Genomic DNA, 19,908 nt, shown 5'->3' on the forward strand with positions numbered 1-19,908 from the left:
GCCAATGTCATGTCATCGCTACCCCACACGCTGTTCTTCTTCGTCGTCTCGCTGGTCATCCTGATTGCCGTGCACGAGTTTGGCCATTACTGGATGGCCAGAAAGCTCGGCGTCAAGGTTCTGCGCTTCTCGCTGGGCTTCGGCCGCATCATCTGGCGCTGGCAGAAGACGCCGCAGGACACTGAGTTCACCCTCTCGGCGCTGCCCCTGGGCGGCTATGTGAAGATGGTTGATGAGCGGGAGGGCGAGGTGGCGAGCGCCGACCTGCCGTACGCCTTCAACCGGCAGCCGGTCGCGTGCCGTGCCGCTATCGTGCTGGCGGGGCCCGTGTTCAATTTCCTGCTGGCGATCCTGGTCTACTGGCTGGCCTTCCTGTGGGGTGAGACCGGAACGCGGCCGGTGGTCGGCGAACTCAAGTCCGGCACCCTGGCCGAGCGTGCCGGCTTCCGTGAAGGCGACGAAATCGTCGTCATCGGCGATGAGGGCACGCCGACCTGGAGCCTCGCCATCAGCCGGATTCTGGAACTGGCGCTGGACGAGGAGCCGATTCCCGTCACCGTGACCGAGGCCGACGGCTCCACCCGCCATCTGTCGCTGGTGATTCCCCATGAGGACGTGCAGAAGCCGGAGGTGCTCTATCGCCGGCTCGGCCTGCGGCCCTGGGAACCGGTGCTGGAGCCCGTGGTCGAGCGTGTCGAGCCCGGCGGCGCCGCGGAACGGGCCGGTCTCATGGCGGCCGATCGCATCGTCAGCGCCGACGGCCTGGCCATCAGGAACTGGAAGCAGTGGGTCGACTTCGTGCGCGACCGACCCGATCAGGCCATCCAGACCGCGATCGAGCGCGACGGGGCGCGCCTTGGCCTCGTCATCACGCCGGCTATCGCCGAGGCGGACGGACAGCGGATCGGCCGCATTGGCGCCGCCGTGCAGGTGCCGCCGAAGCTGATCGAGGCGATGACGGTCGAGTATCGTCTCGGTGTCTGGCCGGCCTTGGTCGCGGCCACCCGCAAGACCGCCGATATTTCCCTGGCCACCCTCAGGATGGCTGGTCGCATGCTGGTCGGCAAGGCCGCCGTGGAGAACCTCAGCGGCCCCATCAGCATCGCCCAGTATGCCGGCCAGTCCGCCAGCCTCGGCTTCGGCCAGTTCATGAAGTTTCTCGCCCTGGTCAGCATCAGCCTGGGTGTCCTGAACCTGCTGCCGATTCCTGTGCTGGACGGTGGGCATCTGTTCTTCTATCTGGTCGAGGCGATCAAGGGCAGTCCCCTGTCGGATCAGGCCCAGATGGCGTTCCAGCAGGTCGGCATGTTTATCCTTCTGTGCCTGATGGCGCTGGGGTTCTACCTCGACATCGGGCGCGTTTTCGCCTCCTAATCCCCATTGAGGTTACTCATGAAGAAGATGACTCTGGCTGCCATTGCTGGTCTGGCCCTGTTCGGCACCCAGGCCGAGGCCGATACCAAGACGGTTGAAGCGGCGCTCAAGCAGGCCCTGCCGACCATCAAGCCGGATGCGATCAGCGAGTCGCCCCTGAAGGGGCTGTACGAGGTCGTCGTCGGTGCCCGGCTGTTTTACGTGTCGGAGGATGGCCGCTACCTGATGCAGGGGTCGATGATCGACCTCAAGAGTCGGGAGGATCTGACCGAGAAGAAGCTTGCCGATGCCCGTCTCGGGGCACTCAAGAAGCTGGGCACGGACAAGATGATCGTCTTCAAGCCCAAGATTCTCCGCCATGTCGCCTATGTGTTCACCGATATCGACTGCGGTTACTGCCGGAAACTCCATTCGGAAATGGATCAGTACCTGAAGGAAGGCATCGAGATCCGCTACCTGTTCTTCCCCCGTGCCGGCAAGGATTCCGACTCCTACTACAAGGCGGTAACCGTCTGGTGCGCCAAGGATCGCAACGAGGCCCTGACCCGGGCCAAGAACGGCGAGAACCTGGCTCGCAAGACCTGTGACAATCCGGTGGACGAGCACATGGAACTGGCCTCGGCCATGGGGGCCAACGGGACGCCGATGATCGTGACCGAGAAGGGCGCGATTCTGCCGGGTTACGTTCCCGCGCCGCAGCTGACCAAGATGATGGAGGAAAAACCGGTGGCGCTCCCAGAGGCCGCGCAGGATACCGTCGAGGAAGCCAAAAAGCCTTGAGGCGCCGCCACCTGGTCTGCAACAGGGCCGGGATGGGCGGAAGGGACAGAAAAAAGGCCGGCAATGCCGGCCTTTTTCATGGCTGAAGGTTAACCCTCAGTGGCTGACCTCGACCTTCTTGCCCTTGGCCTGACCGATGGCCTTGAGTATTTCGCCGAACCAGGGCACATCGATGTCGAACGGCTTGCCGCCCTTGATGCGCGGGAACTCGATGGCGCGCAGGACGTTGTTGTTGTCCTCGTCGTGGCCGATGACGCCGGACTCGCGCTTGAACGCGCACTCGACGGCCAGATCGGTGCAGGACTTGATCAGGCGCAGGTCGTCGGCATTGGCGGCAGCGGCGCGGGCGAAGTAGCCGGACTTCTGCACCAGCACCTTTTCGGCGCCCAGCATCTTGGCGAACTGTTCGCCAAACCACTTGCCCGGGTTGATGGTGTCCAGCTTGATGTGGCCGAAGGCATCGCGCTCCACTTCCTGACCCTTGGCCTGCATTTCCGCGACGATGGCATCGACGCCGGCGCCTTCGGAAATGAACAGATTGACGCAGTCATACTTATCCATGACACCGCGCAGACGCTCGGCTTCGGCGGCCAGATCGATGTCCATCTCCGGCACAAAGACGGCGTGGACGTCATAGCAATCACGACCCAGACCGATGCCAGGAACCCACTCTTCGCGATCCAGCAGTTTGCGGTATTCCAGCGCGGTGGCGGCGGTCAGCCAGCCACAGTTGCGGCCCATGACTTCGTGCACGATCAGCATGCGCGGGTTGGCGCCGGTTTCGGCGACGACATTGCGGTAATAACGCGCGCCCTGCTCGGCGGCGGTCCAGGCGCCCAGTGACTGCCTGATGGGGAAGACGTCGTTGTCGACGGTCTTGGGCAGGCCGATCACGGTCAGGCCGTAGTTGTTCCGGGCCAGGAAAGCGGCCAGATCCGCCGCGGCGGTATTGGTGTCGTCGCCGCCGATGGTGTGCAGGATGTCGACGCCGTCCTTGACCAGCTGGTCGGCCGCGACCTTCTGCGGGTCCTCGCCCTCCTTCACCAGGCCCCGCTTGACGCAGTCCTTGACGTTGGTCAGCTTGACGCGGCTGTTGCCGATCGGCGAACCGCCGAACTTGTGCAGCAGGTGCGCCTTTTCGCGGATTTCCGGCGTGATCTTGTAGGAGTCGCCCAGCAGCAGTCCCTTGTAGCCGCCATGGTAGGCGATGATTTCGATGCTGGGATCGATCTCGGTGTAACGCTCGATCAGGCCGCCGACGGCGGAGCTGAGGCAGGGGGCAAGGCCACCTGCGGTCAGGAGTGCGACTTTCTTGGGTTTGCTCATGGATATCTGTAAGAGTTGTGGGTGGAAAAACCGGAAAGAATAGCGGAAGCCGGCTCGGCGGATAAGGTCGGCGGGTCTTGTGCGGCGCGGGTCGGGATGCGGGATGCGGCGCTAGCTCCCGGCCGGCAGCTGGGCCGCCGCCTCGCGATCCGTCAACCAGAGCGATCCGCCCTCTGCCGCCCGGATGCGGGCGGCGGGCAAGGCGGCGGGCGCGCCGGGCGGGGTTTCGAAAACGGTTCTCAGTGTGGCGGCCTTGTCCGCGCCGGTGACCAGAAACCAGACCGCCCGGGATCGGTTGAGCGTTGCCGCCGTCAGGGTCAGCCGCGTCGGCGGCGGTTTCGGCGAGTCGCGGACGACGGACACCGCACCCGCCGGCTCGGGCCGGCCGGGAAACAGGGATGCGGTATGGCCATCGGGGCCCATGCCGAGCAGCGCCAGGTCCAGCACGATGGGGTCCGGCCGGAAGAAGCGGGCCAATTCCTCCGCATAGGCCGTGGCACAGGTCTCCGGGGATTCGCCCTCGGTCGGCATGGCGTGGAACTGTTCGGCGGCGATGGGCAGGCCCGCCAGCAGGGTTTCCCGCACCAGGCGGGCGGTGCTCTCGGCATCCGCTGGCGCCACGAAGCGCTCGTCGGCCAGGAACAGATGCACCCGGCTCCAGTCGAGCGCCTGGCGGTAGGGGGGCTGGGTCAGCAGCTGGTAGAGCCGCCGGGGTGTCGAACCGCCCGAGAGGGCGACGGTGAAGCGCGCGCGTTCCCGCAGTGCCTGGGTGGCCAGTTCGACCAGCCGGCTGGCAGCCTCGCGGGCCAGATCGTCGGCGCTGCCGGCGACGAAGAGTTCGCGCCCGTGGCTCATCGCAGGGACTTGTAGCGGTTGATCAGCCCGTTGGTCGAGCTGTCGTGGGCGTGCGAGGGCTCCGGTCCCTTGAGGTCGGCGAGGATCTTGCGCGCCAGCTGCTTGCCCAGCTCCACTCCCATCTGGTCGAAGGAGTTGATGTTCCAGATGGCGCCCTGCACGAATATCTTGTGTTCGTAGAGCGCGATCAGGCTGCCCAGTGTCTCCGGCGTCAGCTTGCGGTAGAGGATGGAGTTGGACGGCCGGTTGCCGCGGAAGGTCTTGGCCGCGGCAAGCTCCTGCAAGCGTTCTCCCTTGATGCCTTCGGCCTTCAGTTCGGCCTTGGCCTCCTCGAAGGTCTTGCCCAGCATCAGCGCCTCGGTCTGGGCGATGAAATTGGAAATCAGCAGTTCGTGGTGCTCGCCGAGGTTGTGATGGCTCTGGGCGGCGGCAATGAAATCGCAGGGAATCAGCGCGCTGCCCTGGTGCATCAGCTGGTAGAAGGCATGCTGGCCGTTGGTGCCGGGCTGGCCGAAGATGATCGGCCCGGTACTGTAGTTGACCGGATGTCCCTCGAGATCGACGGTCTTGCCGTTGCTCTCCATGTCGCCCTGCTGGAGATAGGCGGGCAGGTATTCCAGATGCTGGTCGTAGGGCAGGATGGCGTAGGCGTCGGCGGCGAAGAAATTATCGTACCAGATGCCGAGCAGCGCCATGATCACCGGGATGTTGCGGTGGAAGGGCGCGGTACGGAAATGCTCGTCGATGCGGTGAGCGCCTTCCAGCATCGCCTCGAAACGGTCCATGCCGACCGCCAGCGCGATGGGCAGGCCGATGGCCGCCCAGATCGAATAGCGCCCGCCGACCCAGTCCCAGAATTCGAACATGTTGGCGGTGTCGATGCCGAACTCGGCGACCTTTTCCGAGTTCGTCGAGATGGCCACGAAATGCTTGGCGACGGCGCTGGAATCCTGCACCCGCGCCAGCAGCCATTCCCGGGCCGACTTGGCGTTGGCCATGGTCTCGAGGGTGGTGAAGGTCTTCGAGGCGACGCAGAACAGCGTGGTCTCGGGATCCAGCCCGAACAGGGTCTTCACCAGGTCGGCATCGTCGACATTGGAAATGAAATGCACCCGCAGACCGGGATCGACATAGGGCCAGAGCGCCCGCACCACCATGCGCGAGCCGAGATCCGAACCACCGATGCCGATGTTGACGACATCCGTGATCGACTTGCCGGTGCAGCCCTTCCAGCGACCGGAGCGCACCGCCTCGGTGAAGCGGCGCATCATGCCCAGCACGCGGTTGACGTCCGGCATCACGTCGTCGCCGTCGAGCAGGATCGGCCGGTTGGACCGGTTGCGGAGCGCGATGTGCAGCACCGCGCGGTTCTCCGTGACGTTGATGCGGGCGCCGCGGAACATGGCCTCGATCTTGGCCGAAAGCTTGGACTCCTCGGCCAGCTGTTCCAGCAGGCTCATCGTCTTCTCGGTGATCCGGTTCTTCGAGAAGTCGAACAGGATGTCGTTGAAGGTCAGGGAGAAGCGCTCGAAACGCTGTGGATCAGCCGCGAAAAGGTCGCGCATATCCACGCCCGCCATCTCTTGCCGGTGTTTATCGAGTGCCCGCCAGGCCGGTAATTGGGTAGGTTGAGTCATTCAGTGATCACCGACAAATGATGAGCGCGATGCTATCAAACCGCGCTGGCCAGAGGAACATTTAGTTGTAGCGGCACGCGGCGCAGTTACCGGGGAAGATCGTGCAGGCGACAAAGGGGATTTATCATGTGAAATTATCGCGAATCAGGGAGCCAAGCATGCATGCCGAATTCTGGTTGAAGAAGTGGGAAGACGCCGAAACCGGATTTCACCAGGACCAGGTCCATCCGTTGCTGGTCCGGCATTGGCCGGCGCTGGAGCGGGGGCCCGGTTGTCGGGTTCTGGTGCCCCTGTGCGGCAAGTCGGTGGACATGGTCTATCTTGCGGGCCTGGATCATGCCGTCACCGGCATCGAGTTGAGCGCCCTGGCCATCCGCCAGTTCTTCGCCGAGCAGGGCCTTGAGCCCGAGACCTCGGCGCGGGCCGGGTTCCGGGTGCATGCCGCCGGGGCGCTGAGGCTGATCGAGGGCGATTTCTTCGCCCTGGAGACCGGCCTCGTGGGGCCGGTCGACGCGGTCTACGACCGGGCTGCCCTGATCGCCATGCCGCCCGAGCGGCAGACGGACTATGTCCGGCAACTCGAGCCCCTGGCGGCGACGGCGCCGATTCTCCTGGTCACGCTCGATTACGATCCGGCGGAGATGCAGGGGCCTCCCTTCGCAACGCCGCCGGCGCAGGTCGAGCGGCTGTTCGACGAGCGTTACCGGATACATTGCCTGGCGCGGCAGGACGCCCTGGCCGACAACCCCGGCCTCGCGCGGCGGGGCCTGACAGGCCTGAGCGAAACCGTCTGGCACCTTCGGCCCCGTTGAGGAAGGCGCGTCCCGCGGGCGCTGCGCTATCTGGTAAACTCGCGCCATTTTTCGCTGGACCGGAACCGCCCGACGTGCTGAAAATCCTACGGATCGCCACCCGCAAGAGTCCGCTGGCACTGTGGCAGGCCGAACATGTTGCCGAACGCCTTCGGTGTGCGCATCCCAGCCTGGAGGTGCGCCTCGTCACGATGGTGACGCGCGGCGACAAGATACTGGACGCACCGCTGGCCAAGGTGGGCGGCAAGGGGCTGTTCGTCAAGGAACTCGAGCAGGGGCTGCAGGACGGCGAGGCCGACATTGCCGTGCATTCGATGAAGGATGTTCCGGCCGAACTGCCCGAAGGCCTGCAGCTCAGCGCCATCCTCACGCGCGAGGATCCGCGCGATGCCCTGGTCTCGCACCGCCATGCCGGGTTGCATGAGCTTCCCGCCGACGCGCGTATCGGTACCTCCAGCCTGCGTCGCCAGTGCCAGCTGCGCCAGCACCGCCCCGATTGCCGCATCAGCAGCCTGCGCGGCAATGTCGGTACGCGGCTGGAAAAGCTCGCAAGCGAGAACCTGGACGCGATCGTGCTGGCGGCGGCCGGCCTGATCCGCCTCGGCCTGGCCGAGCGCATCACCCAGGTGCTGGCGCCCGAGGACAGCCTGCCGGCTGTCGGCCAGGGCGCGATCGGTATCGAGAGCCGCCGGGACGATGCTGCCGTCAACGATCTGCTGGCCCCGCTGCACGATAGCGACACCGCCACCTGTGTCGGTGCCGAGCGGGCCTTCAACCAGCGCCTCAACGGCGGCTGCCAGGTGCCGATCGCCGGCTACGCCGAACTCGCCGACCAGCGGCTGTGGCTGCGGGGCCTGGTGGCCGATCCCGTGACCGGCCATGCTGTCCGTGGCGAGATACGGGGACCCCGGGACCAGGCCGAAGCCTTGGGGGTGGCGCTGGCGGACCGCCTGCTTGCCGAGGGGGCCGAGCGGATTCTCCGGGAACTGTACGCCGCCTCATGACATGAAGACGCATGCCCTGCAGCCGCTGGCGGATATGACCATCCTCGTGACCCGGCCCGAGGGCCAGGGCGAGGGGCTGGCCCGACTGATTGCCGAGGCCGGCGGCCGGCCGCTGCTAGCGCCACTGCTGGCGATCGCGCCGGTCGAGTCCCCGGCCGAGGCGCAGCAGCGGCTGGCGGCGTTGTCCTCCTGGGACTGGCTGGTCTTCGTCAGCGCCAATGCGGTCCGGCAATCGCTGCGGCTGGTTCCGTGGGCCGGCCAGCGTCCGCCCGGCACCCGCCTCGCCGCCGTGGGCGAGGCGACGGCGGCGGCGCTGGAGCAGGCGGGACTGGCGGTCGACCTGATTCCCTACCCGGATTTCAACAGCGAGACCCTGCTCGCCGATCCGCGACTGGCCGAGGTCTCAGGCCAGCGGATACTCATCGTGCGCGGCCGGGGCGGCCGCGAGCATATGGCCGACGTACTCCGCCAGCGCGGGGCGGAGGTCGACTATGCCGAGGTCTACCGCCGGGTGCCGGTCGCGGCGGAGATTTTCGCGCCGGCGCTCGCCGCCTGGCAGGAGGGTGATCTGGCCGCCGTGGTGGTCACCAGTGGCGAGGCGCTGTCGCATCTCGCCGAGCTCCTGCGCGGAGCCGCCCTGGCCGATCGCGAGCGACCGACACTGATCGTGCCGGGGGCCCGCATCGCCGCGCTGGCCCGCACCTTGGGCTGGTCACAGGTGATGATTGCCGAGCAGGCCAGCGACGAGGCCATCGTCCAGTCGCTGAAGCAGCTCGCCCATGCCCGCAAGACCGGTCAGGGGCCCGCCGCCCTGCTGGCCGTGCCGCCATCCGTGTCCCCGGCCGAAGTGATCCCGCCCGAACCCGAATCCACACCGACGGTCGCGCCGGGTTTGCCGCCGTCATCCCCAGAACCCGCGCTGCGGGGGGAGCATCCCTTGACCGAGTCTGAAACCATTTCCGCGCCGGCTGGCCCGGCTCCCGAGACCTCCCTCGCGGAGACCACGCCGCCCAGCGCCGAGGAAAAGGCGCCCGAACAGCCGCAGACGAAGGCCAGGGGCAAAGGCCGGCCGGCGGCGGGCGAGACCGGCTCCACCGGGCCGAAGAAGTCCCGCAGCCTGGCCTGGGTCGGGTATCTGATCCTGCTGGGGGTCGTCGGCCTGGCCGTCGGCGGCTGGTTCCTGCTGCAGGAGCTGCGCTCGCGCCAGGAGGGGCTGGGCGGCCAGATTTCCGACAAGTCGCAGCAGGTTCAGGAGGTGAGCCATCAGATGAGCGCCGTGCAGTCGGAACTGGCTGCGCTGCACTCGCAGCTGGCGACGCTGCAGAACCAGTTCTCCGGCAGCGACGCCAAGCTGGAGCGCCGGCTGGGCGAGCAGGGCGAGCAGCTCGACCTGAAGCTGGACGCCGCCCGCAGCGAACTGGCGGACGCGATCCAGCAGATCCAGCGCCAGCTCGACAAGACGCGGGGCGATGTCCTGATTACCGACGCCGAATACCTGCTCAATGTCGCCAACCAGAAGCTCAGCCTGGTCGGCGATGTGAAATCGGTCCTCGCAGCCATGGAAGCCGCCGATCAGCGGCTGCACGAAAGCGGCGATCCGGCCGTCTACAAGGTGCGCGAGGTGCTCGCCGGCGAGATCGCCGCGCTGCGGAAAATCCAGGCCCCGGACGTGGTCGGCGTTTCCGCCCGGTTGCTGGCCCTGGAGAGGAAGGTGCCCGGCCTGCCGCTGATCCTGCCTCATGCCGGCACGGTCAAGCAGCATGAGAAGGCCAGGGACGAGGCGCCTGTCCAGCAGCCGGATGAGGCGGCGCAGGGCGATGCGCTGGACAGTGCCCTCAAGGGTTTCAAGGAACTGGTCACCGTGCGCCGGACCGATCAGCCGGTCGAGGCGTTGCTGACCCCGGAGCAGGTCGAAGTCCTGCGGCAACTGCTGTTGCTCAAGCTGGAAGCCACCCGGGCGGCACTGCTCAGGAATGACGACCAGTTGTACCGCGACAGCCTGTCCGCGGCGATCGACTGGCTCGAACGGCATTTCGACGGCAAGGCGCCGGAAACACGGGCCATGCGCGAGGAGCTGGAGGCGCTGGCGGATCGCTCCCTCAAGGTCGCCTATCCCGACATCAGCCAGTCGATGCTCATGTTGCAGAACATCGAGAAGCTGCGGCTCGAGGCGGAGGATGCCGTGCTGCGTGGCAAATCCTCCTCGCCGGCACCGGTTGCCGCGCCGGTGGCGCCCTCTGTCCTCTCGCCGGCCGCGAGCGAGTCGTCCGCAGCGCAGCCAAAAGAGGAAACGCCGGTTCCCGCCGGCCAACCGGCAGCGCCGGCCGAAGGCTCGCCGCCCACCGAGGCCAGCCCCGCCCAGGATGCGGGAGAGCGTCTGTGAGACGCCGCATCGTCTTTTCCCTGGCGGCCTTCCTGCTGGCGTTCGCGCTGGTCGCGCTGGGCTACCGTCATCTCTCGTCCGCCGGCAACGCCGGCTATGTCATCGTCGGCCTTGGTGACTGGGTGCTGGAGACGTCGCTCTACTTCGTGATCGTGGTGCTGGTGCTGCTGTTTCTGGCCCTGTATCTGGGTATCCGCTTCCTGACCGGCGCAGCCAGGCTGCCCGACTCGATCAAGAAGCGCAACACCGAGCAGCGCGTCCGGAAATCGGTGGAAGCCTTGCTCAGCGGCCTGATCGACACGGTCGAGGGCAAGTGGGAAAAGGCCGAGCGCAACCTCATCCGGCATGCTGCCGACAGCAGCCTGCCACTGCTCAATTACCTGACCGCGGCGCGTGCCGCCCATGCCCGCGGTGCGCCGGAGCAGCGCGAGGACTATCTGCAGCGGGCCCGCAACAGCGCACCGCAAGCCGAACTGGCAGTCGACCTCAGTCGCGTCAAGCTGCTGATGGGCAGCCATCAGTTTGCCGAGGCACTCGAGTGCCTGAACGAGATCAACCGCAAGACGGCCAATCATCCCGTGGCCCTGCGTCTCATGTGCGAGTCCTATGTCCAGACCCGCGACTGGGATGCCCTGCATCATCTGATTCCCGTCCTGCGCGAAGGCAAGCTGTTCGGCGAGAAGGAACTGCGCGGACTGGAGATACGCGCCTACCGGTCATTGCTGGAGAAGCGCGCCCTGACCCGCGACCCGGCGCTCATCCGCGAGATCTGGCGCATGGTGCCGGACGTGGTCCGCAGCGAGGCGGACGTGGCCTTTCCCTATTGCCAGGGCATGATCGATGCCGGCGTCGGCGACGAGGTCGAAGAGGATGTCCGCCTGGCCCTGGGCCGTGACTGGCAGCCGCGCCTGTTGGCGCTCTATGCCCGGATCGCGGGCGATGCGGAGCGGCAGCTGGCCAGTGCCGAACATTGGCTGGGGCCGCACCACGAGGATCCGCAGCTGTTGCAGGTACTGGCCATCCTGGCCCGCCGGGCGGGGCAGGCCGACAAGGCCCGCGAGTATGTCCTGCGCAGCCTGGCCATCAGGCCGACGGCCGAAGCCTGCCAGCTGATGGGCGACCTGCTTTACGAAGCGCGGGATTTTGTCGCCGCGGCCGGCGTCTATCGGCAGGGGATGCGCCTGGCCGGTGGAGAGCCGATCGATGCCGATGCGCTTGAGCGTGCCGCCCGGATACTGGCGCCGCCGGCCGGCGAATCCCTGGACGCCGGCGCGACCTGAGCCCGTTTCCCGCCGGTCGGCTGGCCTGCCATCGTTCGAGGGGACGTGAACGATATCGTCATCCGCTGCGAAGGGCTGGGGAAAATCTTCCGCCGGACCACGCGGGCCTCGCTCATCCATGGCTCTACCGACCTGTTGCGGCGGGCTCTGCGCCTGCCGCCCGTCACCCGCCTGCGCGGCGACGAGTTCTGGGCCTTGCGCGAGGTCACGTTCGCGGCGCGGCGCGGCGAGTGCCTGGGCATCATCGGCCCCAATGGCGCCGGCAAGAGCACCCTGCTCAAGCTCGTCAACGGCGATCTGAAGCCCACCGTCGGCCGCCTCGAGCGGCAGGGCGGCGTCACCTCGCTGATCCGCCTGGGCAACGGCCTGCAGCCCCTGCTGACCGGGCGCGAGAACATCTATGTGAAATGCGCCGAACGGGGTTTCAGCAAGCGCGAGACCGACGACCGGCTGGCGCAGATCGTCGCGTTTTCCGGGCTCGAAAGGTCGCTGGATCTACTGGTCAAGCGTTACTCGGACGGCATGTACGCGCGGCTGGAATTCGCCATCGCGACCAGCGAGCCGATGCCCATCCTGCTGATCGACGAGGTGCTGGCCGTCGGCGACGTCGCCTTCCAGATGCGTTGCCTGCAACGTCTGGAGCAGCTCAAGCGGGCTGGCACGACCATTCTTTTCGTCTCCCACGCCGAGATGAATGTCCGCCACATTGCCGACCGCTGCCTGCTGCTGTTCGACGGCGAGGCGCTGGCCTTGGGCGAGACCGACGGTCTCTTCCGTCGCTACTATGAAGCTGCCGGATTCCTGGACCGCGCGCTGGAACCCCTGGGGTTCGCCCCGCCGGTGCCGGAGGAGTTCGACGGCGGGCTGTCCCTGACCGCGCTCTGGCGGGAGGGTAGCGAGCCGGATGCGGAGCGGATCCGTACCGGCGCGTCGCTGCGGCTGGGGTTTCGCTACCGCAATCCGTCCGCAACGACAATGGGCGTGCATCTCCATCTACAGTTCTGGAGCGCTAGCGGACTGCTGCTGGCGGCCTGCGATGCGCATCCGCAGGCGACCGGGACCGGCTTGTCCAGCCAGGGCGAGGGCACGCTCGAACTGCCTTTCCTCGGGCTTCCGGCCGGCGTCTACCGGATTGCCGGAGGATTCCGCACGGAGGCGGGACGCTGGCTGGGCTACCGATCGGAACTGCTGCGCTTGCCCGTGCTCCAGGCCGCGTTCCCGGCCGAGGGGCTGTTTGCCCTGCCGGGCCGGCTCAGTCTGCGCTAGCGGCCGGCGGCGCGTCCCAGGCGGCCAAGGTAAGGCCGTCCGGCAACATCACGTCCAGGGCGATGGGCAGATGGTCGGAGCAGGGGAAGTGCAGTACCTGGGCGTGCTCCACCTGGAGGCTGGGGCTGACCAGGATATGGTCGATCATGCGGCTGGGCTGCCAGCTGGGCCAGGTATGCAGGTTGCCGGCAGGGTCGCCAAGCCGGGCCGTTCGGGTCAGCAGCCGGATCTCCGGGGAGTCGGGCTCGCAGTTGAAGTCACCCATCACCACCGCGTGCGGCAGCCCGCGCAATATCTCGCCGACAAACTGGAGCTGGCGCAGGCGTGCGCGCTGGCTCAGGGCCAGATGCACGACACAGACGTGCAGCGAGTCCTCCACATGGCGCCCGAAGCGCGCCACCACTGCGCCGCGGCCGGGCAGTCCCGGCAGCTTGTAGTCGGCGACCTCGTGCGGCTTGATGCGGCTGAGCAGGCCATTGCTGTGCAGCGCGATGTCGCCGATACGGCGGTTGATCTGGTTGTGCCAGTGGGGAAAGCCACCGTGCTCGGCCAGGTACTGGGTCTGCACGATGCGGTGGCTGCGAAGCCCGCCACCGTCCACTTCCTGCAAGCCGACGATGTCGAAGGGGCGGATGACCTGGGCGATGCGGTTGAGGTTCGGCAGTCGCTTGCGACTCGGCCAGACGTGACGCCAGCTGCCGGTGATCATGTCCCGGTAGGAACTGGTGCTGATACCGGTCTGGATATTGAAGCTGGCGAGGCGCAGCCGTCGTGGGTGGGCGGTTGCCGGGCGGTCGGCGATCCCCGCCAGACGGGTTTCGATGGCCAAGGTCATGGCGCGGTGTTGCGGAAGACGGCGCGCGCCGGCCTGTCAGGCGCGGCGCACGAGGTTCGTTAGCGGGCGCCGGATTCCTGCTTGATCAGCGCGTTGGTGATCTCGAGCATGCGCGGGAAGGACTTGGCCTTGCCGGGGCTGACCAGGTACTTGCCGTTGACGACGATGGAGGGCGTCCCGGTGATGCCGTATTTCGCGCCCATGCCGCCGGCCTGGCGCATCTTGGAGTCCACCGCGAAGGATTTGTAGGCCTGGCGGAAGGCCGCCTCATCGACGCCCTGCGCCTTGAAGAATGCCGCCTGCTCATCCTCGCTCACCAGCTTTTCGTGCTTGTTCTGGATGGCGTCGTAGAGCTCCGGATGCAGTCTGTCCAGCACGCCCAGCGCCTCGGCGGTGAAGAAGGCCTTGGCATGGGCGCCCCATTGCTCGTTGAACACGGCCGGCTGGCGGATGAAAGCGACATTGGCGGGCTTGTGCTTGAGCCAGGCGTTGAGTTCCGGTTCGAAGTGATAGCAATGCGGGCAGCCATACCAGAAGAACTCCATCACCTCGATCTTGCCGGGGTCGGCGGTCGGCTGCGGCGGATTGACCAGATCGTAGTCGGTGCCGGCCTTGAACTCTTCCGCGCCAGCGGGGGCGGCGGCGAAAACGGATGCAACGAGGCTCAGGGCGGTCAGCAGGCCCAGGAAATGTTTGCTCATGGATTTCTCGGCTCGCAGGGTCGGTTTACTTGAGGGTGGAGACGTATTCGGCGACAGCGCTGATTTCGGCATCGCTCAGCTTGGCGGCGATGGTGCGCATCATGGCGTTCATGTCGTTGGCGCGCTCGCCCGCCTTGAAGTCGTGCAGGGTCTTCTCGACATAGGCCGCGTACTGGCCGTGCAGCTGCGGGAAGTTCGCCTGCGGATTGCCGGCGCCTTCCGGGCTGTGGCAGCCGGTGCAGGCCGGCACGCCGCCGGCGGGATTGCCGCTGCGGTAGAGCTTCTCGCCGAGGCGGTTGGTTTCGCCGTTTTCGGCGGTGATCGGCTGTGCCGCATAATACGCGGCGATATCGTGCATGTCCTGCTCGGACAGGGGCTCCGCCATGGCGTTCATGGTGGGTTCCACCCGCCGCTGTGTCTTGAAGTCGGACAGCTGCTTGAACAGGTAGGAGGCATGCTGGTCCGCCAGTTTGGGAAAGATCGGCGCGGCACCGTTGCCGTTCTCGCCGTGGCAACCGCCGCATGCCGCCGCCTTTTCCTTGCCCTCCGCAGGGTTCCCCGCGGCCTGGACCAGCGTGGCGCAGCCCAGCAGACCGACACCGGCCAGATATGTGATGACCCTCATGCCCACTACCTCTTTACTGTAATTCTCGATGTGCTCATCCGGACGCGGTGCCTCGGTTGGCGCCGCATGACGATGGGACGGATATCCCGCCTTCGCCAACCCATCATCAAATACGGGTAAACTTGAAAAGTCAACAATCAGGAATTCCAGGATGGCGCTGAATCCGCTCTATCACCAAGCCTGCTTTCTCGCCAGCGCGTCGAGGCTCGGCAATGCTCCCGCCGACCAGGGTTTCGAGGTGGCTTTCGCGGGCCGTTCGAATGCCGGCAAGTCCAGTGCCATCAACACCCTGACACAGCAGAAAACCCTGGCTCGGGTCAGCAAGACACCCGGACGGACGCAACTGCTCAATTTCTTCCGTCTGGACGACGCGCGGCGCCTGGTGGACCTGCCCGGTTATGGCTATGCCAAGGTGCCGGAAGGCATGCAGCATGCGTGGGGGCAGATGATCGAGCAGTATCTGAGCCGGCGCGAGGCGCTGAAGGGCGTTTTCCTGATCATGGATGCCCGTCATCCACTGACGCCCTTCGACGCGCGCATGATCGACTGGTGCCAGCATTTCGGACTGCCCCTGCACGTCGCCTTGACCAAATCCGACAAGCTCAGCCGCGGCGCCGCGCTCGATACTCTCCACAAGGTTGCCGCGACGCTGCGGCGAGAGTACGCCCCGCCGATCAGCGTGCAGTTGTTCTCCTCGCTCAAGCGTCAGGGTATCGAGGAGGCACATGCCGTGCTCGACGGCTGGCTGGCCATCGGCTGACGACCGGCAAAAAAAAGCCCCGTCGCGGTTGCTGCCGCTTCGGGGCATCAGATGCCCGGTCAGGGGATACCGGGTAGAAACCACTCGCCATACCCGCAGTTCGTCACTGTCAAATCTGTGGAAGGCACAACAATGACCTCCTGTTCGGACAAGAAGTTCCATGGCAACCGTCTTGCCCCCTCTGATCAGGCAGGAAGGGGCGACCGTCCATCGCCCGGCGGGAAACGGGAACTTAATCCTGCCCGTGGCTCACGAACGGACCCGACTGGTTCCATCAAACGCAGAGCCCGCCATGATGCTCAGGAAATTTGTCACCCTGCACTTTCACCTCGCGGTCTGGCTGTCCATCCTGGGCGGTATTGCCGCGTTCACCTATCCCGACCTGATCATCGTCGATGATGAGGGTCTGTTCGGACCGCTGCGCCACAACCTGCTGTTCGCTGTTGCCTATCTCCTGCTGGGGCAGATTGGTCTCTGGTATCTCCGTTACCTCAGGGGCGGCTATTCCGAAGCCTTGCTGATGGGCTACACGTTTCTCGCCACCGCCTTCGGTGCCCAGGTTTATGCCGAGGTCAATGGTCTGCCGGTGTCCGCCTATTTCATTGGCGCCCTGTTCTATTTCGCCGCCGCGCACGGGCTGTACTACTTTCTGGGACGTCCTCCGGCGCAAGACGCCGAATCGCCATCGACCTGAGAGGCAGGTCATCGCGCTTCCCGATCGGCGGGTTTCAGCCCTATGATGCGGCAGTTCCCGGCCGCATCATCGTCACCGGCTGCCCATCTCGCGCAGCCACGAAACCCGGATAGCCGCATGTCCCAGCCCAGCCAGTTTCCCCAACGCCTCGTCAGCGCCAGCGGACTGACCGCGACGATCAACGCCAACGGTACCCTGCGGCGCCTGGATTATGGCGATATCGTCGTCAATCTCTTTCCCGCCAACGAGCTTGAGCCGGGGCTGGTCAATCTGTATCTGCGCCGGCACGACGAATCCGTGACCTTCACGCCCCTGCTGGGGCCGGGCAGTCCTGCCACTTTCCGGATCGAGCAGGGATGCTTCATCGCCTGCGGCGAATGGTCGGGTATCCGCTACCGGGCCTGCCTCGTGCTGGCCGAGGCGTCCCCCGCCTGGTTCTGGCGGGTGAGGCTGGAAAACACCGGCACCGAGCTTGTCCGGCTCGATCTGATCCATACGCAGGACCTGGCCCTGGCGAGCTACGGCGCGATCCGCCTGAACGAGTACTACGTCAGCCAGTATCTGGATCATGCGCCGATCCGGCACCCACGCCGGGGGCGGGTGGTCGCCACCCGCCAGAACCTGGCGGTGGGCGGGTGCCATCCCTGGTGCCTGCTGGGAGCGCTGGGCGAGGGTGCCGCCTGCGCCACCGATGCCTTGCAGGTGTTCGGCTTCGCGGGACGCACCGGCGCGCCGCCGCCCGGTCTGCTCCGGGGGCTGCCGGATGAGCGCTGGCAGCACGAGCATGCCATGGTGGCGATCCAGGATGCGCCCTTCAGCCTCGCTCCCGGCGAAGCGGTCGAGCGCGGTTTCTTCGGCTGGCTGGAGGCACACCATCCGGATGCCAGCTCGGCGGCGGATCTTGCGTTCGTCGACCGGGCGCTGGCCCTGCCGGAATGCTCCGCAGCGTTGCCGGCCGGCGACGGCCCGGCGTGGCCTTCCGGCGCCGGCCTGTTCAGCCGCCAGACCGGGCTGACGGCGCAGGATCTTGACGAATCCGAGCTGGACCGCTGGTTCGGCAACCCGCGCCGCCTGGAAGAGCGGGACGACGGCCACCTGCTGTCGTTCTTCCTGGAGGGGTGCCGTCATGGCGTGCTGCGACGCAAGGAACTGGCGGTGCTGCGGCCGCACGGCCACATTCTGCGCAGCGGCGGCACGCTGCTGCCGGACGAGGCGGCCATGACCTCCACCGTCTGGATGGATGGCGTGTTCCACTCGATGGTCACGCAGGGGCACGTCAGCATCAACCGTTTCCTGTCCACCACCCACGGCTATCTGAGCCTGTTCCGCAGCCACGGTCAGCGTATCTTCATCGAGACGGCGGCAGGCTGGCGGCGGCTGGATCTGCCGTCGGCCTTCGACATGCGGCCGGACGCCTGCCGCTGGCTTTACCGGCTCCCGGAGGTGCTGATCGAGATTCGCAGCGCCGCCCTGACGACATGTCATGCGCTGACCCTGGACATCGTCGTCCATGAGGGATCGCCGATGCGCTGCCTGGTCACCCATCACGTGGCGCTGAACGGTGACGATGGCAGCGAGTCCCGGGCCGTGCTCTGGGAGAGGCATGGCGCCGGCGTGCGCGTCCGGGCGCTGCCTGACAGCGATGTCGGCCGGCGTTTCCCGGCCGGCGGTTTCCTGATCGAACCCCAGCCGGGCACGACGATCGAGGCCATCGACGACGACCGATGCCTGTTCGACGACGGCAGGCGTCGCGGGCTGCCGTTCCTCTGCCTGGTGCTGTCGCCGGCCCGCGAGCGACGGCTGCGGCTTACCGCCGACCTGGTGCCGGCGCCCGCGACCGGCCTGGAGGATGCCGACGGCTACTGGCGCATGGTGACGGCCGGCCTGGCGATTTCCGCCCCGGCGCCCCTGCCAGTGCAGCGCCTGGCCGAAATCCTGCCCTGGTTCGTGCACAACGCCCTCGTCCATTTCCTCTCGCCGCGCGGGCTGGAGCAGTATTCCGGCGGTGGCTGGGGCACGCGCGACGTCACCCAGGGTCCCGTCGAGCTGATGCTGGCCATTGGTCAGTCCGCGCCCGTGCGGGAGATACTGCTGCGGGTCTTCCGTCAGCAGAACCCGGATGGCGACTGGCCGCAGTGGTTCATGTTCTTCGAGCGCGAGCGCCTGATCCGGCCCGGCGATTCGCATGGCGACATCGTCTTCTGGCCCTTGCTGGCCCTGGCGCAGTATCTGGTCGCAACCGGCGACGCCGGCGTGCTGGAGGCACCCGTGCCATTTTTCGCCGACGATGCGGCGCAGGCCGGGCCGGTCCCCCTCTGGCAGCATGTCGAGCGGGCGCTGGCGCTGATCCAGGCGCGGGTGATTCCCGGGACGCATCTGGCCGCCTATGGCCATGGTGACTGGAACGATTCCCTGCAGCCCGCCGATCCCGCGCTGCGGGAGCGGCTCTGCAGCGCCTGGACCGTCACCCTGCATTACCAGACGCTGACGACCCTGGCCCAGGCGCTGGGCCTTATCGGCCAGGTCGTGCCGGCTGCGGCCCTGGAGTCCATGGCGGGCGAGGTGGCGGCCGATTTCCGCCGCCATTTGCTGGTGGATGGCGTCATCGCCGGTTACGCCTATTTCGGGGCAGACGGCGACGTCGACTATCTGCTGCATCCGCGCGACCGCAGAACTGGCCTGACCTACAGCCTGCTGCCGATGATCCACGCCGTGATCAACGACATGCTGGCGCCCGACGAGGCCCGCCAGCATCTGGCACTGATCCGCCAGCACCTGCGAGGTCCGGACGGGGCGCATCTGTTCGACTGGCCGATGGCGTACCGTGGCGGTCCCGTGCGCATCTTCCAGCGCGCCGAGAGCAGCAGTTTCTTCGGCCGCGAGATCGGCAACATGTATACCCATGCGCACCTGCGCTATGCCGAGGCGCTGTGGCGGGTCGGCGATGCCGAGGGTTTCTGCGAGGCCCTGTCGCAGATCGTGCCCATCGACATCAAGGCCCAGGTGGCGGCCGCCGCGCCCCGCCAGGCCAATTGCTATTACTCCAGCTCGGACGCGGCATTCCGGGACCGCTATCGGGCTCATGCTGACTATCGGCGCGCCCTGACCGGCGACATCCCCCTGGAGGGCGGCTGGCGGGTCTACTCCAGCGGTGCGGGCATTGCCACCAGCCTGATACTGCGCTGCCTCCTCGGCCTTCGTCGCTCGGCCACGCATCTGGTGGTCGATCCCCTGTTGCCGGCCTGCTGCGACGGGCTGCGGGTGAGGCTCGATCTGTATGGCCACCCGTTCGATATCCACTACCAGGTCGGCCCCGTCGGCTGCGGTCCTCTCTCACTGACGCTGAACGGGGTGGATCTGCCGTTCCGGCGGCTCGACAATCCCTGTCGCACAGGGGGCGTGGAGGTCCCCCGTGCACGCATCCTGGAAAGGCTTGGGGAAGCGCCGGGCTGCCTGACCGTCAGGCTGGGCTGAGTCGCACCGCGCCCGAGCGGCGCTCGGATATGCCGAGCTTGCCGAGGCTTGTCGGGGTGGTCATGGGCTGCTGGCCGAGCAAGGTCACCGGGCCGGCCAGGC

At 66.6% G+C, this 19,908-nt stretch carries 16 protein-coding genes; 10 read left to right on the forward strand and 6 right to left on the reverse strand.

Annotation, left to right across the window (positions count from 1 at the left end; genetic code table 11):
- The first annotated feature begins 9 nt into the window (after positions 1-9).
- Both rseP and ACH5N8_RS04085 read left to right on the forward strand, forming a co-directional pair.
- The gene (gene rseP / locus ACH5N8_RS04080) at positions 10-1,374 is read left to right on the forward strand and encodes an RIP metalloprotease RseP (protein WP_483282608.1); all 1,365 of its coding nucleotides are present in this window, start codon (positions 10-12) and stop codon (positions 1,372-1,374) included.
- An 18-nt stretch (positions 1,375-1,392) separates the two neighbouring features.
- Positions 1,393-2,154, forward strand: a complete 762-nt coding sequence (locus tag ACH5N8_RS04085) for a DsbC family protein (protein WP_460026927.1) — start codon at positions 1,393-1,395, stop codon at positions 2,152-2,154.
- Positions 2,155-2,250: 96 nt separating this feature from the next.
- Here the strand turns inward: ACH5N8_RS04085 and ACH5N8_RS04090 are convergent, their stop codons facing one another.
- The 3 genes from ACH5N8_RS04090 to pgi form a co-directional block, all read right to left on the reverse strand.
- Positions 2,251-3,480 (reverse strand): pyrophosphate--fructose-6-phosphate 1-phosphotransferase, encoded by a 1,230-nt coding sequence (locus tag ACH5N8_RS04090; protein ID WP_483282609.1) that lies wholly within the window; start codon positions 3,478-3,480, stop codon positions 2,251-2,253.
- 111 nt (positions 3,481-3,591) lie between these two features.
- The gene (gene pgl, locus ACH5N8_RS04095; protein WP_483282610.1) at positions 3,592-4,335 is read right to left on the reverse strand and encodes a 6-phosphogluconolactonase; all 744 of its coding nucleotides are present in this window, start codon (positions 4,333-4,335) and stop codon (positions 3,592-3,594) included.
- The gene (gene pgi / locus ACH5N8_RS04100) at positions 4,332-5,972 is read right to left on the reverse strand and encodes a glucose-6-phosphate isomerase (protein ID WP_460026930.1); all 1,641 of its coding nucleotides are present in this window, start codon (positions 5,970-5,972) and stop codon (positions 4,332-4,334) included. Before pgi ends, pgl begins: the two co-directional genes overlap by 4 nt.
- Positions 5,973-6,130: 158 nt before the next feature.
- Between pgi and ACH5N8_RS04105 the strand changes: the two genes are divergently transcribed.
- From ACH5N8_RS04105 to ACH5N8_RS04125, 5 genes are all read left to right on the forward strand, one after another.
- On the forward strand, positions 6,131-6,784 hold the full coding sequence (locus ACH5N8_RS04105; RefSeq protein WP_483282611.1) for a thiopurine S-methyltransferase: 654 nt from the start codon (positions 6,131-6,133) through the stop codon (positions 6,782-6,784).
- 77 nt (positions 6,785-6,861) lie between these two features.
- Complete coding sequence (gene hemC / locus ACH5N8_RS04110) at positions 6,862-7,788, forward strand: hydroxymethylbilane synthase (protein ID WP_483283169.1); 927 nt, start codon at positions 6,862-6,864, stop codon at positions 7,786-7,788.
- Between the two features lies 1 nt (position 7,789).
- Positions 7,790-10,171, forward strand: a complete 2,382-nt coding sequence (hemDX, locus tag ACH5N8_RS04115) for a fused uroporphyrinogen-III synthase HemD/membrane protein HemX (RefSeq protein ID WP_483282612.1) — start codon at positions 7,790-7,792, stop codon at positions 10,169-10,171.
- Positions 10,168-11,451, forward strand: coding sequence for a heme biosynthesis HemY N-terminal domain-containing protein (locus tag ACH5N8_RS04120; protein ID WP_483282613.1), 1,284 nt, complete (start codon positions 10,168-10,170; stop codon positions 11,449-11,451). Before hemDX ends, ACH5N8_RS04120 begins: the two co-directional genes overlap by 4 nt.
- A gap of 45 nt (positions 11,452-11,496) precedes the next feature.
- Positions 11,497-12,717: an ABC transporter ATP-binding protein gene (locus tag ACH5N8_RS04125; protein ID WP_483282614.1), complete on the forward strand. Its 1,221-nt coding sequence runs from the start codon at positions 11,497-11,499 to the stop codon at positions 12,715-12,717.
- Here ACH5N8_RS04125 and ACH5N8_RS04130 read toward each other — a convergent pair.
- Genes ACH5N8_RS04130 through ACH5N8_RS04140 form a run of 3 tightly spaced genes read right to left on the reverse strand, consistent with a single transcriptional unit; the run spans position 12,704 to position 14,878 of the window.
- Positions 12,704-13,552, reverse strand: a complete 849-nt coding sequence (locus ACH5N8_RS04130; RefSeq protein WP_460026935.1) for an endonuclease/exonuclease/phosphatase family protein — start codon at positions 13,550-13,552, stop codon at positions 12,704-12,706. The genes ACH5N8_RS04125 and ACH5N8_RS04130 overlap by 14 nt on opposite strands.
- A 59-nt stretch (positions 13,553-13,611) precedes the next feature.
- Entirely contained in the window at positions 13,612-14,253 is a 642-nt protein-coding gene (locus ACH5N8_RS04135; protein ID WP_483282615.1) for a thiol:disulfide interchange protein DsbA/DsbL, read from the reverse strand.
- Between the two features lie 25 nt (positions 14,254-14,278).
- Positions 14,279-14,878, reverse strand: a complete 600-nt coding sequence (locus ACH5N8_RS04140; RefSeq protein WP_483282616.1) for a c-type cytochrome — start codon at positions 14,876-14,878, stop codon at positions 14,279-14,281.
- Between the two features lie 151 nt (positions 14,879-15,029).
- Here ACH5N8_RS04140 and yihA point away from each other — a divergent pair, with 151 nt between their 5' ends.
- The 3 genes from yihA to ACH5N8_RS04155 all read left to right on the forward strand — a co-directional run bounded on the left by yihA (position 15,030) and on the right by ACH5N8_RS04155 (position 19,806).
- Positions 15,030-15,638, forward strand: a complete 609-nt coding sequence (yihA, locus tag ACH5N8_RS04145; RefSeq protein WP_483282617.1) for a ribosome biogenesis GTP-binding protein YihA/YsxC — start codon at positions 15,030-15,032, stop codon at positions 15,636-15,638.
- A gap of 292 nt (positions 15,639-15,930) precedes the next feature.
- On the forward strand, positions 15,931-16,332 hold the full coding sequence (locus tag ACH5N8_RS04150) for a hypothetical protein (RefSeq protein WP_460026939.1): 402 nt from the start codon (positions 15,931-15,933) through the stop codon (positions 16,330-16,332).
- A 117-nt stretch (positions 16,333-16,449) separates the two neighbouring features.
- Positions 16,450-19,806, forward strand: a complete 3,357-nt coding sequence (locus tag ACH5N8_RS04155) for a GH36-type glycosyl hydrolase domain-containing protein (RefSeq protein WP_483282618.1) — start codon at positions 16,450-16,452, stop codon at positions 19,804-19,806.
- The last annotated feature ends 102 nt before the right edge of the window (positions 19,807-19,908 follow it).

This window comes from Methyloparacoccus sp. NF-16 (genome assembly GCF_056880625.1).

Excerpts from the sequence above, each read along its gene's own strand:
- ACH5N8_RS04085 (WP_460026927.1), top strand. The coding sequence starts at position 1,393 with ATGAAGAAGATGACTCTGGCTGCCATTGCTGGTCTGGCCCTGTTCGGC.
- pgl (WP_483282610.1), bottom strand. The coding sequence starts at position 4,335 with ATGAGCCACGGGCGCGAACTCTTCGTCGCCGGCAGCGCCGACGATCTG.
- ACH5N8_RS04155 (WP_483282618.1), top strand. The coding sequence starts at position 16,450 with ATGTCCCAGCCCAGCCAGTTTCCCCAACGCCTCGTCAGCGCCAGCGGA.
- ACH5N8_RS04105 (WP_483282611.1), top strand. The coding sequence starts at position 6,131 with ATGCATGCCGAATTCTGGTTGAAGAAGTGGGAAGACGCCGAAACCGGA.
- ACH5N8_RS04150 (WP_460026939.1), top strand. The coding sequence starts at position 15,931 with ATGATGCTCAGGAAATTTGTCACCCTGCACTTTCACCTCGCGGTCTGG.
- ACH5N8_RS04130 (WP_460026935.1), bottom strand. The coding sequence starts at position 13,552 with ATGACCTTGGCCATCGAAACCCGTCTGGCGGGGATCGCCGACCGCCCG.
- ACH5N8_RS04090 (WP_483282609.1), bottom strand. The coding sequence starts at position 3,480 with ATGAGCAAACCCAAGAAAGTCGCACTCCTGACCGCAGGTGGCCTTGCC.
- ACH5N8_RS04135 (WP_483282615.1), bottom strand. The coding sequence starts at position 14,253 with ATGAGCAAACATTTCCTGGGCCTGCTGACCGCCCTGAGCCTCGTTGCA.
- ACH5N8_RS04140 (WP_483282616.1), bottom strand. The coding sequence starts at position 14,878 with ATGAGGGTCATCACATATCTGGCCGGTGTCGGTCTGCTGGGCTGCGCC.
- pgi (WP_460026930.1), bottom strand. The coding sequence starts at position 5,972 with ATGACTCAACCTACCCAATTACCGGCCTGGCGGGCACTCGATAAACAC.
- hemDX (WP_483282612.1), top strand. The coding sequence starts at position 7,790 with ATGAAGACGCATGCCCTGCAGCCGCTGGCGGATATGACCATCCTCGTG.
- yihA (WP_483282617.1), top strand. The coding sequence starts at position 15,030 with ATGGCGCTGAATCCGCTCTATCACCAAGCCTGCTTTCTCGCCAGCGCG.
- rseP (WP_483282608.1), top strand. The coding sequence starts at position 10 with ATGTCATCGCTACCCCACACGCTGTTCTTCTTCGTCGTCTCGCTGGTC.